At 51.9% G+C, this 15,665-nt stretch carries 15 protein-coding genes; 7 read left to right on the forward strand and 8 right to left on the reverse strand.

Annotation, left to right across the window (positions count from 1 at the left end; translation table 11 throughout):
* Position 1 precedes the first annotated feature (1 nt).
* Together ACR0EO_RS07930 and ACR0EO_RS07935 are read right to left on the reverse strand one after the other, a co-directional pair.
* Entirely contained in the window at positions 2-298 is a 297-nt protein-coding gene (locus tag ACR0EO_RS07930; protein ID WP_480689740.1) for a DUF6924 domain-containing protein, read from the reverse strand.
* Positions 295-666: a DUF1304 domain-containing protein gene (locus ACR0EO_RS07935; RefSeq protein ID WP_480688683.1), complete on the reverse strand. Its 372-nt coding sequence runs from the start codon at positions 664-666 to the stop codon at positions 295-297. The genes ACR0EO_RS07930 and ACR0EO_RS07935 overlap by 4 nt, the downstream gene beginning before the upstream one ends.
* A 126-nt stretch (positions 667-792) precedes the next feature.
* On the opposite strand from ACR0EO_RS07935, the gene ACR0EO_RS07940 reads away from it, so the two are divergent.
* Entirely contained in the window at positions 793-1,524 is a 732-nt protein-coding gene (locus ACR0EO_RS07940) for an MliC family protein (RefSeq protein ID WP_480688685.1), read from the forward strand.
* Positions 1,525-1,553: 29 nt separating this feature from the next.
* On the opposite strand, the gene ACR0EO_RS07945 is transcribed toward ACR0EO_RS07940, so the two are convergent.
* Entirely contained in the window at positions 1,554-2,192 is a 639-nt protein-coding gene (locus ACR0EO_RS07945) for a DsbA family protein (protein ID WP_480688687.1), read from the reverse strand.
* A gap of 151 nt (positions 2,193-2,343) precedes the next feature.
* Between ACR0EO_RS07945 and ACR0EO_RS07950 the strand changes: the two genes are divergently transcribed.
* Positions 2,344-2,646 carry an SH3 domain-containing protein gene (locus ACR0EO_RS07950; protein ID WP_480688689.1) on the forward strand — a complete coding sequence of 101 codons (303 nt, stop codon included), beginning with the start codon at positions 2,344-2,346 and terminating at the stop codon, positions 2,644-2,646.
* A gap of 441 nt (positions 2,647-3,087) precedes the next feature.
* Here ACR0EO_RS07950 and ACR0EO_RS07955 read toward each other — a convergent pair whose 3' ends face one another.
* Positions 3,088-3,552, reverse strand: a complete 465-nt coding sequence (locus ACR0EO_RS07955; RefSeq protein WP_480688691.1) for a phosphate-starvation-inducible PsiE family protein — start codon at positions 3,550-3,552, stop codon at positions 3,088-3,090.
* A 285-nt stretch (positions 3,553-3,837) separates the two neighbouring features.
* On the opposite strand from ACR0EO_RS07955, the gene ACR0EO_RS07960 reads away from it, so the two are divergent.
* Positions 3,838-5,190, forward strand: coding sequence for a metal-dependent hydrolase family protein (locus tag ACR0EO_RS07960; protein WP_480688693.1), 1,353 nt, complete (start codon positions 3,838-3,840; stop codon positions 5,188-5,190).
* 241 nt (positions 5,191-5,431) lie between these two features.
* On the opposite strand, the gene ACR0EO_RS07965 is transcribed toward ACR0EO_RS07960, so the two are convergent.
* Genes ACR0EO_RS07965 through ACR0EO_RS07975 form a run of 3 tightly spaced genes read right to left on the reverse strand, consistent with a single transcriptional unit; the run spans position 5,432 to position 8,370 of the window.
* On the reverse strand, positions 5,432-5,950 hold the full coding sequence (locus ACR0EO_RS07965) for a DUF3299 domain-containing protein (RefSeq protein ID WP_480688695.1): 519 nt from the start codon (positions 5,948-5,950) through the stop codon (positions 5,432-5,434).
* 33 nt (positions 5,951-5,983) lie between these two features.
* The gene (locus tag ACR0EO_RS07970; protein ID WP_480688697.1) at positions 5,984-6,433 is read right to left on the reverse strand and encodes an N-acetyltransferase family protein; all 450 of its coding nucleotides are present in this window, start codon (positions 6,431-6,433) and stop codon (positions 5,984-5,986) included.
* Positions 6,434-6,441: 8 nt separating this feature from the next.
* On the reverse strand, positions 6,442-8,370 hold the full coding sequence (locus ACR0EO_RS07975) for an amidohydrolase (RefSeq protein ID WP_480688699.1): 1,929 nt from the start codon (positions 8,368-8,370) through the stop codon (positions 6,442-6,444).
* A gap of 480 nt (positions 8,371-8,850) precedes the next feature.
* Between ACR0EO_RS07975 and ACR0EO_RS07980 the strand changes: the two genes are divergently transcribed.
* From ACR0EO_RS07980 to ACR0EO_RS07995, 4 genes are all read left to right on the forward strand, one after another.
* Positions 8,851-9,093, forward strand: a complete 243-nt coding sequence (locus tag ACR0EO_RS07980; protein ID WP_480688701.1) for a hypothetical protein — start codon at positions 8,851-8,853, stop codon at positions 9,091-9,093.
* A 501-nt stretch (positions 9,094-9,594) separates the two neighbouring features.
* Entirely contained in the window at positions 9,595-10,581 is a 987-nt protein-coding gene (locus ACR0EO_RS07985; protein WP_480688703.1) for a taurine ABC transporter substrate-binding protein, read from the forward strand.
* 96 nt (positions 10,582-10,677) lie between these two features.
* Positions 10,678-11,484 (forward strand): ABC transporter ATP-binding protein, encoded by an 807-nt coding sequence (locus tag ACR0EO_RS07990; RefSeq protein WP_480688705.1) that lies wholly within the window; start codon positions 10,678-10,680, stop codon positions 11,482-11,484.
* The gene (locus tag ACR0EO_RS07995; RefSeq protein WP_480688706.1) at positions 11,481-12,791 is read left to right on the forward strand and encodes an ABC transporter permease; all 1,311 of its coding nucleotides are present in this window, start codon (positions 11,481-11,483) and stop codon (positions 12,789-12,791) included. Before ACR0EO_RS07990 ends, ACR0EO_RS07995 begins: the two co-directional genes overlap by 4 nt.
* 628 nt (positions 12,792-13,419) lie before the next feature.
* Here the strand turns inward: ACR0EO_RS07995 and ACR0EO_RS08000 are convergent.
* Complete coding sequence (locus ACR0EO_RS08000) at positions 13,420-15,273, reverse strand: adenylate/guanylate cyclase domain-containing protein (RefSeq protein WP_480688708.1); 1,854 nt, start codon at positions 15,271-15,273, stop codon at positions 13,420-13,422.
* Positions 15,274-15,665 lie beyond the last annotated feature (392 nt).

Consider the following 15,665-nt stretch of genomic DNA (forward strand, 5'->3'; position numbering starts at 1 on the left):
ATCACTCAAAGTGGCATGCCAACGCGGTATTCGAGAGTGCGGCTGTCAAAGTAAGAACCCGCTCTTGGGTCATTCGCACCGTCGTCACGTTCAGGATCAGGCGTCGATCTTCCTCGGCAAACGTTTTTCGCGCCTCATCTTCGCTGAGACCGACATACGCGTCATCGGTCATAAAGCGAGCATAGGCTCGAAAGCCGTCTGGGTTCTCAGACTGAAGCTGTGTCCGGAAGCTGTTCCAAACTCTGTCGTCAACCTGAACCAGGAGAACCAGCGGAGTATCCTCAGAACTGCCGCTTATGCCGAGGTTTTAGAGCGTAGAACAAAGAAAAGGGCCAATATTGCTGGTAAGGCTTGGCTAAACACGATGCTTGGCTTCACGGTAAGCGCGGCAAAAACGCCGGCGACAATGACGCAGCTTAGGAAGAACGTCAGTACATCCCTGCGGCGCGCGACAATTCCCCAACCGAGGCCCGCAGCGAGGAAGCCGTTATACAAACCCTGCTGCATCGCCAAAGGTGCCGAAGTTGCAGATTCCTCTGGGCTCATGTCGAAGATGCTGCGACCAATCGGGTGATCCCAAAAGAACATCTCAAGCGCAAGAAATGCGATATGCAGAAGGGCGACGAGCCCAGAAAGAACAACGGCTGGTTTCGAAAGAGGCTGCATGGCAATGATCCTGCGATTTTGTTTCCGTTGTCTTGGTCCACGGTGATTGCATCTCGCAAGTGATTTTTCTGCGACGTAACGGAAACCAAGCTGCAAAGTGATAACCGGCGCAATTATTTGGGTCACATGAAATACCTTATAATTATTCCCTTCTTGGCCCTCGTGACGATCGCCGTCGTGGGTAAGGTCAAGTTTGACTACGTCGACTCTCCGTTCGTTGGTGACCCGGTCACTTATGCCTCGGACGAAGGTGTAAGGTTTCAAGCCCACTACAGGGCAGACGATAGTGTTCAGGTCAGTTTTCTTGAGGCCGACGGAGAGTATCAAAAGTCATTCATCGCCGAGAGAGCGCGAGGTGCATCGGGCGCAAAGTATCTGAGCAACGACGGAGCGTTCGAATTTTGGAACAAGGGCGATGAAGCAACAATCTTTGGCGAAGGAGACTTGCACATCGTATCTGGGGTCGATGTATCCTTGTCGGGCAATACTCAAACTCAGCCTGAAACGATCTATTTTGATCCCCAAAACCTCACCTGGAATGACGCTGAAGGTCTTTGCCGCACATGTATTGCGGAAAATGGCTTTGGGGCCGATGGCCAGATTGAAGGTGCTCAACCGGTATTCTGGCAAGAGGTGTTGTTGAGTCTAAAGGATGATGCGGAAGAAAATCCGCCAATAGCAGACGTTCGTGAAGTCTTTGAAACCCACTACAGCGTTGATCCAGCCCAATTTGGCACCCACGTCTCCTTGAATGACGATGTATACCGGATCGTTTTCGCCACGGGCTCAGGCGAAGTGGATGTTTTCGCCCGAGAGGGGGCTTTGCGCGCTTGGTACTATGTAGCGCCCATGGAATGAAGCCGTCGTGGGCTACAACCGAACACGCATTAGCCTACTGCTGGATTAGTCCAAGACGAAGGTTCAAAGGGCTTAGAAAGCGCGCGCTTCACCAAATCTAAGTGGTCTTGTCCGTAAAACGGATCTCCGTTCACGATATAAGTGGGCGAGCCGAATACATCCTGTGCACGCGCCCAATCAGAGTTTGCAGACAATTGTTGTTGAATTGGGTCTGATCCCGCCATCTCAAGCAGCGCTTTGGCATCGTGGCCAAGTTCTACGGCAATTTCTGCCAATGTGTCCCTGTCAGATAAATCCGCGTCATCGCGCCAATGCGCCTCTAGCAAGCGATGTGCCATAGCATCCGGGCCAGGCCCTGTTTCACCCAAGGCAATAATCATGCCCGAGGCAAGGCTGTAGTCTGCATCATGAAAGGTAGGGCGAAACCGAATGACCGGGACATCCCGGTACTCAGCCCATCGTTCAATCTCTCGACCGAAGAAATAGTCTACGTGTGCCTGCGTACGCGCATGAAACGGTAGACTCCCCTGTGCCTCTACAACGGGGGACAAAAGCACAGGTTTGTGGATCAGGGTGACCTGATGATCAGCACATATCCGTTGAAGCTCAGCCGAACCGAGATAGGCAAAAGCGGAATGGGCCGAATAGACATATTCGATAACTGACATACCGTCAGTTCTGCGCAGGGTTCAGGGCAATGTAAATGTGCATTCTAATCATCGAACCATTGCGAACCCGATGTCGTTAGACATTCGGGTTGTTCCTCTTATTGATCTGGCTCGCTATCATAGTGGTTGAGGCAACAAGCAGGATAATGCGATGCGTAGCGCAATCATTTTAACATTGGCGACATTTCTATTAGGAACTTTCATTCACGCTGGGGCTGCAACAGCGGCCTCACTCGGAAAATACGAGGTTTTCGGTGTTGAAGAGGGAGACATGCTAAAACTACGTGCTGGTCCGGGCACGGGTTTCAATGTGATCGTAGGGCTTCCTAATGGAACTGCTTTAAAGGTTCATACGTGCGAACAAACCGGTGGCACCCGGTGGTGCAAAGTATCCTTAAATCGCGCGAGAGGGCTAAAGGGATATGTGTCGTGGGCATATTTGCGAAAAATCTGACTCCACGACTATTTGGTGCTGCCACCATGAAGCGCCAAGGTAATGGACCCCAACTGCTCTGTTGGATGCGAAGATAGTTCATTACATGACCAGTGCTCCATTGGCTGCGCTGTATGGCATAGGCCTCCGGCGCGGAGGTTAATGCCATATAGCGCATATCGCTCAGATTTGGGGATCCAGTCAAAGGTCTGCGAAAGTGGGTTACAAGGAGCAGCTTCCCGAAAACGGATGATAAGGCGCAACTTTTAAACACCGCGCCTCGAGTGTCCGACAAGCGCCGCAAAGCTATTCTTGGAAGCATTTGGCAATAGGGCAGCTTTCAGAAGTATCCAACGATCCTGTGAGATAACCAAGAGATGAGCAGGACCGTATACGCAGTACAGAACGCTGCTTCAGGCCTTGCCAACAGCTTTGTCGGCGTTTTGGAAAAAATAGAGCGGCTTAAGGTTTTCTGTCTATCAGCCAGTACGTTACGCCCAATGCAAGGCCTATGGCCGCGTAACCAAGAAAGTACTGAGGCTCCAAGTTTTTGTCGTCAAGTGTGATGATTTTTCGAGCAACCGCCATCAAGGCTGTCGCGACAACAAGCTTTATGTGGATAACGTCGGCGGTCAAATAGAGTGTTATATTCGTGTAAATCTCTATCGCAATAAGAACGACCAACACTGCACTGAAAACCGCGAGTAGGTCGCTTACCTCCAAGATGTAAACAGGTGGTTCCATCAACTTCAGAAATGTTGTGAACCCGGCGTCGATAATAGCCAGAAGGATGATCCCGAGCATTAGGATCGATAATGCCCTGACACCGTGGCGGATCATGCGGTTACACCAACGAACGATGGCATCTTCGTGATCGGGGTCTAGTTCCACATGCGCTGGGATGGGTTTTTTGTCTTCGCCGCTCACTGTAACCTCCAATACCCAAATAGTTCGCCAGCGTGAGTGACTTCATCCAGATGTATCATCCGCTTTGGCTGTTATCGAACTCTCTCACAAAATGGGTCTCGTTTTCTAGGCTGATCTATCGGCCGCCAAAATACGCTGATGGAAACAACGCCAATCTTCTCAGCCGGTTGCATCGTCGGGTAGCTCAGATATCCAAGTTTAGTCGGAGCTCGTGGCCAAGTTGACTCAGGTGGACTCGCAAGCAATTCTACTTCGTGGTCAAAAACATTCGAATGGGTGCAAACAATGCGTGTGGTCTCAGTGCGGACAATTCTCTCCGCCGCAATAATGATCTTGCTGGCTTTCGGAGCGACCGCTCAAGACAACTCACTGCGAACCATATTTGTAAACGTCGACGTTTTTGACAGCGAAAACGCGGTGGTGATCGAGAACGCCAATGTGCTCGTCGAAGGTAATTTGATTGCCGAGGTTTCCACCGACCCAATTGAACCGAATGGCGCCAAGATCATTGACGGGCAAGGGCGGACTTTAATTCCGGGACTGATAGACGGCCACAATCATATAATGTTGCCGACTTCTCCCTTGGCCTTGGCATATAACCTACATTGGTCATACACCGGTGCGCTCGTCACGCGTGAAGCGGAGCGAATGTTGATGCGGGGCTTTACGACATTACGGGATGCGGGTGGTCCGTCCTACGGTATTGCCAAGGCCATTGATGAGGGGATCGTTCCCGGGCCGCGCATCTTTAGTTCCGGACACTGGATCGGGCAGACATCCGGTCACTTTGATTTCCGCCTATACAATGACACCCATCATCGGCAACGAACTGATCGAACGGCCTTTGAGCGCGAATGGTCATTCATTGCTGATGGGGTTTCCGAAGTGCGGGCGGCTACGCGCGAGGTGCTGCGCCTCGGGGCCACTCAGATCAAAATCAGCTTGGGTGGAGGTAACTCGACTCCCTACGATCCACTGGACACGACCCACTACAGCCCCGAAGAGATCCGCGCCGCAGTAGAGGCCGCTGAGGATTGGAACACCTACGTAATCGTTCACGCCTACACGGATGAATCTGTCATCCGAGCACTCGAGGGTGGGGTAAAGAGCATCGATCACGGCAACATGATTTTCGAAGAGGAGACTATTCGTGCCATCCGCGATGCAGGTGCCATTCTCAATCCACAGTTTCTCATTTTCACACCGGATGAAGAAATGTTGGCGGCAGGCGACCCCGCGACTATCGAGAAGGGCGCACCACTGCGTGACAATGTTGAGAACTATGTTGCCTTAATCAAAAAATACGATCTCCCCATCGCCTTTGGTGTGGACCTGTTCGGCGCGCCTGAATTGATGGCAATGCAAAACCTTGAGTTTGAACGTCGTGGTTGGTGGTGGTCAGGTGCAGAAGTGTTGCAACAGGCCACCTATAACACAGCAAAGCTGTTGGAGTTGTCAGGCCCGCGAAACCCTTATCAGCAGGGTCCGCTGGGAGTGATCGAGGCGGGGGCATACGCCGACTTGATCCTAGTTGACGGCGATCCGATTGAGGACATCAACCTGCTGGTCGACCCAGACGCCAACTTTCTCATTATTATGAAGGATGGCGTTATCTACAAAAACACGCTTGAAAACTGATACGCGGTCGGGAGTGATTGCGGGACGGTTTAACCGACGCTGAATGGGCTAAGTTCCTAGTGAGTAACGCGCATCGCAAGAGCAACAGTTTTAACCGTTTGGATCATCGTCCTCCCTCAAATTCGGGAATAGAAGTGTTCAAAAACCATTCCGGCACTGTGCAACTACCCTGAATTACAAATCGAAGCCTCAAACAGAAGTGATTGTTGGATGGGGCGTGGACACATCGAAGGTCCAAGCTTCAGAAGTATCGAGTGATGTCCTCAACCGTCATCGCGTATCCGACTTTGGCTAGGTAGGTTTCGAATTCGTTGGCTGAGAAGATGCCTGTCACCCAGACGGGCTCGAACAATTTATCCATCTTGTAAGGTTCATTGAGTGTCAGATGGATCAATTGGTTCGGCGGGGGTGGTGGAACGTGGATGCACGCTCCGACGTACGGCACGAGCAAGGCTGAAAGAACCTGACCTTGCTCTAACTTCAGGGGCACAAGATAGCCGGGAATCTGAACGCGTTGGCCGTCGAATTGCGCGGTTAGTTTGGACCCTTTTTCGATATCCACTGGTTTTGACAATTCACCATGTTGGACAATCCCTCCGTTCCGCAGACGTTGAACGACCGTGGTATCCGATCCGGGTGCAAGATCCTTCCAGTTCAGTTGCGTGGGCTCCGTGTCCAGTGCAAGCGCACCAATGGGGCTAAGCGCGCTTCCAGCGCTTAGCGTAGTGGCAATCAAAAACCGTCGTCGTGTTTGGGTCATGGTCTGACCTCGCCCCTTCGTTACGATTTCAGATCAATGCTTCTCGTAGACTAAGAACGGCGTCTTCTCTGCGATCTGATCGTAGAGCATTCGACCTTTGTAATTGAACTCCTGCGTCATCCAGTACGTAGTCGTGATACCGTTTTCGGCCGCCTTGTTATGCACAGCTTCGATCAATGCGCGACCGATACCTCCACCCCGTGTGTTTGGGTCGACGAACAAATCCATCAGGTAGCAGGTGTTTTCCACGCTCCACATGGATCGGTGGAACAGGTAATGGGCCAGACCAATCGGCTTACCGTCCACTACTGCCAACAACCCCTGAAATTCACCGGTATCGCCTGACATCATTCGAGAGAACGATGTGCGATAGACTTCGTCGCTCACCGAAGTTTCGTAGAAGGCGAGGTATTGCTTCCAAAGTTGGCACCAGACTTCGTAGTCGTCCTCAGCTATGGGACGTATGCTTGCAGTTTTTTCCATGTACTCTTTTAGTTGAAAGCCGGTAGGCCCTTGAGCTTCTTCGGCGAGTGATCGTGATAGTGTGCCTTGTTTCGCGCATGGCGCAGCGCGGCTTCAAGCATCCTGTCATCATTTTCCAGTTGGATATCTGCCCTGTCATCCGGGTCACTTTCATCCGGTACAGGTTGCAGCCGACCTTGTAAGACCGTGCCCCAAACACCGATCTCTTCCAGTTTCATGGGGTCGACTGTCAGCGGGTTGTCTTCGAGGATCGTGAAATTCGCGAGTTTGCCGCGTTCAATCGAGCCGATCTCATTTTCCAACCGCAAGGAATACGCCGCACCAATCGTTATCCCTTTGAGCGCTTCCTCCGCACTAATTCTTTGATCCGGCCCTGGCACCCACCCACTGGTTGCAACACGATTGACTGCCGCCCACATGAACTTGAGCGGAACAGCCGGAGCCATCGGCATGTCAGAATGCAGCGATATGGGAATGCCAGAATTCACTGCGTCAGCCAGAGGAACCATGCGTTCAGTCCGTTCGCGACCCACGCCATCTGCCGCATATTTGTCAGCCAAAGTCGGAGTGTAGACCGCATTCGCGCTCACAAGCGCCCCCAGATCCTTAATGCGGGCGATCTGGTCCGGTTGGGCATACCCAAAGTGTACCATCACCGTGCGATGATCGTAGCGTGGATTACGTTGCATCGCAGCTTCTAGCGTGTCGAGGACGATATCCAACCCGCCATCGCCCAGATTGTGAATGTGGATCTGATACCCGGCGTCCCAGTATACATCGAACACTTCCTCAAAAAACTCTGGCGTCATAATCCATTGGCCTTCGTGGCCATCGGTGTATCCGTCGCGCATTATCATCAACTGGCTATAGATTGCGCCGTCCAGAAGGAGCTTGATCTGTTTGGGCATGAATTGCGTTCTGCCTTCGCTCCATTCCAACATGGCTACGGTTTCGGCCAGCATCCGTTCGGGTCCGTCAGAGTTGAGATACATCCCACCCAATGTGCGTCCATCCGGAATGAAGTAGAAATTGAACGGCGTGTCATCCGGCCCAAACGCTTCGGCAACCAATGCCTGAGCGTTTTGATCCACGGGACCTGCGGGTTCTGCCAGGGTCGTGATACCGTTGCTGTGGTAGTAGTCCTGTGTGTATTCCAGCGCGTCCATGACTCCGTCGATAGACGCGAAAGCGGGCGCGAACTTTTCAAAGAAAACATGTTCCCAGAAAGCCGCCTCTAGAAAATGCCCATTCTCAAGGTCAGCCTGAGAGATCGCAAGTTGATTTGGCCAGCTTTGAATGTAATCCGCAGTGATATCCAACTGCTTTAGAGCCAGAGAATTGAAATACATCTCATGTGTTGACCGCTGCCAAACAGCGACCGGAACATCCGGCACCAGTTCGTCAAGGATCGCTCGGCTCATGTCACCGTGCCAGGTCGAGTGATACCCCCAGACCATCATCGGACGACCGGTGCTTGCATCGAAACTCTCGACCGCTTCAACCAGACGGCTTCTGAAGGCGTCCTCATCAATAGCGAGCGGAGCAAAACCGTTCGGGGTCTCCCAGTCTTCAATCGAGATGATGGCGTCTGACATCATCACCAACGCGCCAAGCAACGGGTGTAGATGCTGTTCGATAAACCCGGGAACAATCACCTTGTCCTCAAATGCACGGTCAATTGAAAAGCTTCCTTCGGGGAGGCGTTGTTCGAGATCAGCCAGAGCCCCTACATCCACTATACGGCCGTCTTTGACTGCTACGGCTTCTGCCCGCGGAGCGTCGGGATTCATCGTAACGATCTCTTTTCCGACATATACGGTGATTGCGGGAAAATCAGGAAACTGTTGATACGCATCTTGCAACGCAGAGGACTGTCCAAGGGCCTCGATTGGCAGAACGGTGAGTGAGAGTATTGAAAGAAGTTTTGAAAATTTCATTGTTTTACCTCGATTAAGAGAAAACACTAAAATGATCTTTGACCCGCTGGTTGACTGAATCAACAAATTTCTTGTTCGGTTTTTTGAGCTTATGGGCATTGGCCTCAGTCGTTCAAGCCTGACCATTGCGCGGTATCTGAGCATGCGTGGGCGTGACGGTCCAATCAGACTTATTCGGGCTAACATGGAAGCATTGTGAATCTGGCTGCGGCACGCCTTCTGTTTCGCCAAACTCATATTTATCACCATCTTTCGAACACCCGCACAAAGACCATTTGAAAAGGATAAGAAGATTGCTTCGCGTAAGGGTTTCGGGATTCTTCGTTGATAAATTTTTTGAGGGCGAACGCCGTTGCGGCGCAGCCTCATGCGGAGGGCCTAGCCTGGCAGTTAGCGAATCCCATTCCTGCGCTTATCGGTGTACCGTTCCAGCTAAATTAGGATGAAAGCACCGGAGTTGATTACGACGGCCTCTGTTGGATGCTGAATATTCAACCGGTCATTCTCTTTGACCTGCCTGAAAGCCTGAATTTGATCTCACGAACAATCTTGCCCGTTGTGGTCACCGATGGCACTTCAACTGGCGCGAGTAGTGAATTCGGATTGGGTGATACGGTCCAAGCTTTTTCTATCGCCAAAGCAGCCGAATGCGTGGATTTGGATATGGGGCGCTGGATTGGTAGCGGTGGCCCTCAAACAACAGTGGCCTTGGGCCTGCGGTAAAGTGGACTATTCAATTGAAGATCGGCTTTTCAATTCAGCCCTTAACGAGAAGTTTGCGAGGCGTACTAGCCGCGCCGAAACCCCATCACACAAACATTCGATGGCCATTGTCTGCCTTAAAGCGATCACCTTTGCTGAGGTATCAGCTTACGTCTTGAGATGAGATGTAAGTCGTGTGTTGCTTTGGAAGTGCTTCACCGAGAGATCATGAGCTCCAATGGTGCCAGATTAAGGGTTGCTTATATCCAAATTTCAAGGGCGTAAAATCGAGTTATCGAGTAAGTATCTGTAAAATATAAATTTAAATCGAGGGCGTGTTGGAGTTTACGCAAAGCAAAGAACAAACTTCTGGCCGCTTTCCCACAAAATAATTGATCTCAAAAGCCATTTCAGCTCCGATGGTGGTTCATAAACAGAAGCTTCCAACACCCTAAGGGACTGTCGTCTGATGGTAATCTAGGTGTCAGGAGGCACAACTAGTCCAATGGGAGAAATACTGGAATGACTATCAAAACCAAACTCATGTCAGCCGTAGCCGGAGTGGCAATGCTCAGCGGTGGCCAGGCGATGGCGGCAGATGAAATTACCGTGGCCTACTTTTTGGAGTGGCCGATGCCGTTCCAATACGCCAAGGAAACCGGCGCCTACGAAGAAGCTATGGGCGTTAAGATTAACTGGGTCAGCTTTGACACCGGTACTGCTATGTCGGCGGCAATGGCGGCGGGCGATGTGCAGCTCAGCGTGAGCCAGGGTGTACCACCTTTTGTCGTTGCTACCTCGGCTGGCCAAGACCTGCAGATCGTTGATGTGGCCGTGTCTTACTCCGAAAATGACAACTGCGTTGTACGTTCGGATCTGGAAATCGACAAGGACAGCGCTGGGGAGCTGGCTGGCAAGAAGGTTGCTGTTCCCTTGGGTACTGCCGCCCACTATGGCTTCCTTTCGCAAATGGCACATTTCGGTGTGGATTTGGACAGCCTAGAGATCGTCGACATGGCTCCAGCTGAAGGTGAAGCCGCCTTGAGCCAAGGCTCGATCGACATGGCCTGTGGCTGGGGTGGTGCTCTGCGCCGCATGATGGACAGTGGTAACGTCTTGCTGACTGGCGACGAAAAGGAAGAGCTGGGCATCCTCGTCTTTGATGTTACCGCATCGCCAACTTCCTATGTGGCCGAAAATTCCGACCTGGTTGCTAAGTTCTTGGCCGTAACCGCCGAGGCAAATGCCAAATGGGCCGATGAGGCCAACCACGCGGAAATGCTACCAGTCATTGCTAAGGACGCAGGTATGTCGGAAGCGGACGCGATGGCGACCATCTCAACCTTCAAGTTCCCGACTGTTGAAGAACAGCTGTCTGACAAGTGGCTGGGCGGTGGCGCACAGACCTTCATGAAGGGTGTAGCGGACGTCTTTGTTGGCGCCGGTTCGATCGACGCGGCCAAGGCTTCATACACCGACAACGTGAACACTGGGCCTCTGTCAGAATAATCTTGGCTCGAAACTGGGTGGACGTGGCAAGCACGTCCACCTAACCGCTCGTTTTCTTGGTGAAAACGTGCCCCACTGATGGCAACGGGGGACCAGGTGTCTGGACTTCTCATAGACAATATTTCGATGCGCTTCAGCCTGCCCAATGGCGGGCACGTGCAGGCGCTCAAAAACGTGACGTTGGACATCAAGTCCGGCGAATTGATGAGCGTTCTAGGCCCGTCGGGATGTGGCAAGACGACCTTGCTGAACATTGTAGCGGGCTTTCTGGCCCCGACCGACGGGCAGATACTGCTCAACGACAAACCTGCGAAAGGCCCTGGCCCCGAACGCGGTATGGTGTTCCAGCAGGGCGCACTGTTTGAATGGATGAACGTCCGTCAAAACGTTAGTTTCGGTCCGGATATGAAAGGAGTCAGCCGCGCTGAGAGCAAAGAGAAGGTAGACCACCTTTTGGATATCGTTGGGCTTGCGGACTTCAAGGAGAAGGCCGTTTATGAACTGTCAGGCGGTATGCAGCAACGCGTAGCCTTGGCACGTTGCCTGGCCAATGAGCCCGACGTGATCCTGATGGATGAACCTTTGGGTGCGTTGGACGCGTTGACTCGCGAAAAGATGCAATCACTCGTGTTGGACCTTTGGAAAGACACCGGCAAGACAATTATCTTGATCACCCACTCGGTTGAGGAAGCTTTGCTCTTGGGCGAGCGTTTGCTGGTGATGGCTCCGCGTCCTGGTCGCGTGCACAAGGAATATCGCCTGCCGTTTGCCGACCTTGGTGCCGGCAATGACTTGCGCGACGTGAAAAAACACAAGGATTACGCTAGTACGCGCGAGGAAATCCTGGAAATGATCTGGAACATGGAAGAAGAAATCATGGGCCGAGCGGAGGAAAGCGCGTGATTGGTCTTCTTGTATTAGTCCTCTACGTACTGGCGTTCTTCGGATCGCTGTTCATCGTAAAGCGTCTGCTGCCGAAGCAGTTCGAACCCCAGGGTTTCAACTCGGTCAAGACGGTAACCTTTGGCGACGAAAGCGCCATCAAAGCTAATCGGATTGCCTCAGTCATCTCGGTCATCACCGTATTCTGGCTGTGGGTGGCTTTCACCAACTCGTCCATCCCGCTGCCAAAACTGCCTGGGCCGTATTCCGGCGACACCACGTTTACCTACACCGCACAGTTAGATGATGGCAGTACTGATGAAGCTACTGTTACAGTGCGTGTCTATCGTGAGGATATCCAGCAAACGGTTGATGAAAACGGCGAACCGGGTCGTGAGCCCGATGCCGTAGAAGTCGAACCGGGGGACGGTTTTGCCAAGAATGACACGCTTACTGTGGCGCGTTATGGCTTTAAGGTGATCAACGTTTGGCAAAACGACGAAGTGTCTAAGAAAGAAGGCTCAAAGATCATTGCCATCAATGGCACACCGATTGAGCCGGGCGGCAAAATTTCGACACCAGAAGGTGAGATAAGCCTGACTGACAAGGGCACGCCAACTTTTGCACCGGCTACAGGCCTGCGTATGGCGCGGCTCTATTTGCCGGCCCCTGAGGTTGTCTTCCAACGGTTCATCGAGTTGAACAAGGAAGGCTACCAAGGCTACACTCTGCTGCAGCATACGCGCTATTCGCTACAGAGGGTTCTGTTGGGCTTTCTGATTGGTGCTCTTGTGGGTATTCCGATTGGTTATGCCATGGGGCTAACTGGCTGGGCACGCGGATGGTTCGACCCGATTGTTGAATTTATGCGTCCTATCCCGCCTTTGGCGTTGATTCCGCTAATCATCATCTGGTTCGGTATCGGAGAGCTTGGCAAGGTTGTCCTGCTGTTCCTAGCAGCCTTGTGGATCATGATAATTGCGGCCCGGTCCGGCGTGTCAGGTGTGGCCATCACCAAGGTACACGCAGCCTATTCACTGGGTGCATCCAAGTGGCAGATCCTGAGCCGGGTGATTGTACCCAACTCGCTACCCGACATCTTTACGGGTGCACGGGTGGCCATGGGGGTCTGTTGGGGTACGGTTGTTGCGGCTGAACTGGTTGCGGCTAACGTTGGCCTCGGCAAGATGATCGTCACGGCCTCGAAGTTCCAGCTGACCGATATCATCATCGTGGGAATTATCGTGATCGGTATCATCGGTTTTGCGATTGAAGTCGGAATGCGCAAGTTGGAAAGCTGGCTGATCCCTTGGAAAGGCCGCGTATAACCTACGGTTTTCAAACTGTACTAAAAAAGCCTCTGCCATCGGCAGAGGCTTTCCTTTTGTGGGGGGGCTGTGGCTGTTTCTCGATACTTTGAACAGTTCCTGCTTTCATGAAGTGACGACGGTCATATCTTGCAGGCAGCGTAACCCAATTTCCCGTCCCGTGTGTGGAGGGGATTAACTGATCTAAGGCACAATCACGCAGCGGTTTCAGAAAACCTGTGGCTTGGTTAACGCTGTATTGAGTTGCACAGTAAGGCGAGCAGGGTCAGCCGAAGTCGCCGTCTTGCTCGGCGAGAATACAATCTCCGACCTGACAGGTCGTGTTTCAAGCAGAACGACACACATGCACTGAAGAACTGGCTGGAATGGGGCCCAAGAGGTCGTTCAAAGCCCATGCCATGAGTTGGCGGTTATTTGGGGCATAGCTTTGCCTTCCTTACAGGAGCGAATGTTAGGAGGTTTAAAGCTAATGCCTCGGTAGCGAACGCAGTTGAAACTCAGCCTGCTCATCCAAGAGCCAGTATCGGTTTAAAAACATCCCGCACCTGTTCAGAACTTTTGTCGGCATTCGCCCTATGTATCCCCATTACTTCGCTTCTAGCTTGTCGGGTTCACTAAACCCCAGGCTTCATAGCTGGTTTGTTGCAAGGGAGTATATTTCAACTAACTCCTCTCTTCCGCGAAGTTTGTGCGCGCCGATGCGCTCAAACTCTATTGGATTGACCAACGCGCTTCGTACAGAACTGGAAACAAGAATATTCACTTCCCCTTCGGTATTGCCCAGAGCTCTTCCGGCTTCCTCTAGCCGTTGAGCGACATTTACCGCATCGCCAACTACGGTATAGCTGAGCCTCCCTTCGCTGCCGATGTTTCCAACGACCACGCGACCTATGTGGATACCTATGCGCAGCCTAACTGAATATGCTAAACCTACATCTACTCGCTCATGTTGATTGTAATTCGCAATCCACTTGCCGATATCAATCGCCGCATTGCAAGCCAAGTCGGCCGCATCGTCTTGATGCTCCAGAGCACCCCAAATCGCCATCACAGAGTCCCCAATAAATTTGTCGATGGTACCACCGTTATTCTGGATACAGCTGGCCAGCCCTGCAAAATGATCATTCAGAAACGACGCCGTTTGAGGAGCTGTGAGATGTTCCGACAGTGTCGTAAACTCAACAATATCTGTGAACATTATGACCACGTCCCTGTGGGATGACTTTGTGTGCTTCCCTGCGTTTTGACGCATTAGTTGTCGTACCAACCGCTTTGGCACATAGAGTTCAAACCAGCGCAGGCCCTCAAGCATGAAATTGTACGAGCGTGCCGCCTCATCCAATTCCCGGAAAAAGGATCCTTCGATTTCATCGACATTCGAAATGTCGAGATCATGCACCCGCTTCGCACTGTCTGACAAGCGGCGCACGGGCTTGGCAATTTCCTGACCAATCAAAGCCGCCACACCGGCTGAAATAACCGCCATGACAAGGCAGAAAATTATGGCCCATTTTAATCGAGCCGCTTCCGAAATAATGTCATGGGCTTCAAAATAAGTGGCTACAGTAAGTGGCTGCGGGCCATAGTCGGATAACTCTTCGAAGAATATGACAAACTCCCAATCGGCGTAGGCAACGAAACGGGTGTTCGCTCCGGTTAGAAAGTATTTCGCGACACTAAAACGGTCATTCGGCTGCCACATCGCGGAAACAATTGGATCGGAAAATCGGTCTTGTTGTGGCAGTGGTACAGCACGGTTTAAACCGGCATAACCAAACGCCATGAGTGGGTGAGCTAAAACAGCGTTCCTACCGTACAGAATGAACACGTTTGCACCGAATTCCATTTCCTGATCAGCCAAAAATTCAGATAGCTTTATGACCGAAACCCATGCTGAAAGGACGCCGACTATCGTACCTTGCTGAACGATTGGCCTTTGGTAACTCAGCACAGATTGGCCGTATTCTTCACGCCAGAGAATTTTGCCCCAATGAGCTTTTCCAGTATCAATTGTCTGGTCGACAAGGTGGCGCAGGTCGACATCGTCTCCAAGTTTCGAGAATATGGGAAGCGTCTCGTCCTCGGTACGTTCAACACCTGTAAGGACTTGTTGTCTGTCAACAAATTGTATCCGAAGAATCTGAGGGGTCGCTGAAACGGCACCAAGCAACAGGTTAACGAACTCTTCAGAGCCGTCCGGTTCAACTTCCCCCAACGATATCTTACTCGCGATAAAATCGATTTGATCTGACGCTGCAGTTAGATAGCGTTCCACCTGTTGATGCTGCGTGCCAATTATGAGTTGAGCCTTTTGCGTCAGCAACTCTGAGGTGTTGCGATAGCCAACGACTAACCCTACGCCCAGTACACCAGCTACTGAAGTGAGAACAAAGAAACCCAGCCCAAGCGCCAAAGCGACTGACATAGAGGCATGCCACTCGCTGCCATTCCCTTGGGATGTATTTCCTTTGAATCCCCCCATGACATGCCCCGTGAACGAGACCATCGATTGCTGTAATTCGCCAGATTATATGCAACTTCTTAAATTTTTGAAAGTTTGCTTGTTAGATGGAGCTGTGGCTTCGGCCTTCAACGACATCTGAGGGCCCGCCCAACGTACGCGTAACACCCGAAAACACTGGGGCATTTCTCGGAGGGTTTGGCTCCAAGGTCCTGCTGTAGTTCCATTTTCTGATGAACTGGCTGGGGTGGTAGGAATCCTTTCCAACCGAAGAAAGCTATGAGCTTTTCCAACCGGTGGTCGAAACTGGGGCGGTTTCGGGGGCATTTTCAACCGCTGGTATACCCGCTTCTTAGTGCCGACGAGACAGCTAGGCCGACCGCCATTGGTGCTGACCGGGTGCTTACGACTGG

Source organism: Ruegeria sp. BE9 (assembly GCF_056538765.1).

Bases quoted from the DNA above. Each gene is read 5' to 3' on its own strand.
- ACR0EO_RS07985 (WP_480688703.1), top strand. From the start codon at position 9,595: ATGACTATCAAAACCAAACTCATGTCAGCCGTAGCCGGAGTGGCAATG.
- ACR0EO_RS07975 (WP_480688699.1), bottom strand. From the start codon at position 8,370: ATGAAATTTTCAAAACTTCTTTCAATACTCTCACTCACCGTTCTGCCA.
- ACR0EO_RS07935 (WP_480688683.1), bottom strand. From the start codon at position 666: ATGCAGCCTCTTTCGAAACCAGCCGTTGTTCTTTCTGGGCTCGTCGCC.
- ACR0EO_RS07965 (WP_480688695.1), bottom strand. From the start codon at position 5,950: ATGACCCAAACACGACGACGGTTTTTGATTGCCACTACGCTAAGCGCT.
- ACR0EO_RS07945 (WP_480688687.1), bottom strand. From the start codon at position 2,192: ATGTCAGTTATCGAATATGTCTATTCGGCCCATTCCGCTTTTGCCTAT.
- ACR0EO_RS08000 (WP_480688708.1), bottom strand. From the start codon at position 15,273: ATGGGGGGATTCAAAGGAAATACATCCCAAGGGAATGGCAGCGAGTGG.
- ACR0EO_RS07980 (WP_480688701.1), top strand. From the start codon at position 8,851: ATGCTGAATATTCAACCGGTCATTCTCTTTGACCTGCCTGAAAGCCTG.
- ACR0EO_RS07950 (WP_480688689.1), top strand. From the start codon at position 2,344: ATGCGTAGCGCAATCATTTTAACATTGGCGACATTTCTATTAGGAACT.
- ACR0EO_RS07940 (WP_480688685.1), top strand. From the start codon at position 793: ATGAAATACCTTATAATTATTCCCTTCTTGGCCCTCGTGACGATCGCC.
- ACR0EO_RS07970 (WP_480688697.1), bottom strand. From the start codon at position 6,433: ATGGAAAAAACTGCAAGCATACGTCCCATAGCTGAGGACGACTACGAA.
- ACR0EO_RS07960 (WP_480688693.1), top strand. From the start codon at position 3,838: ATGCGTGTGGTCTCAGTGCGGACAATTCTCTCCGCCGCAATAATGATC.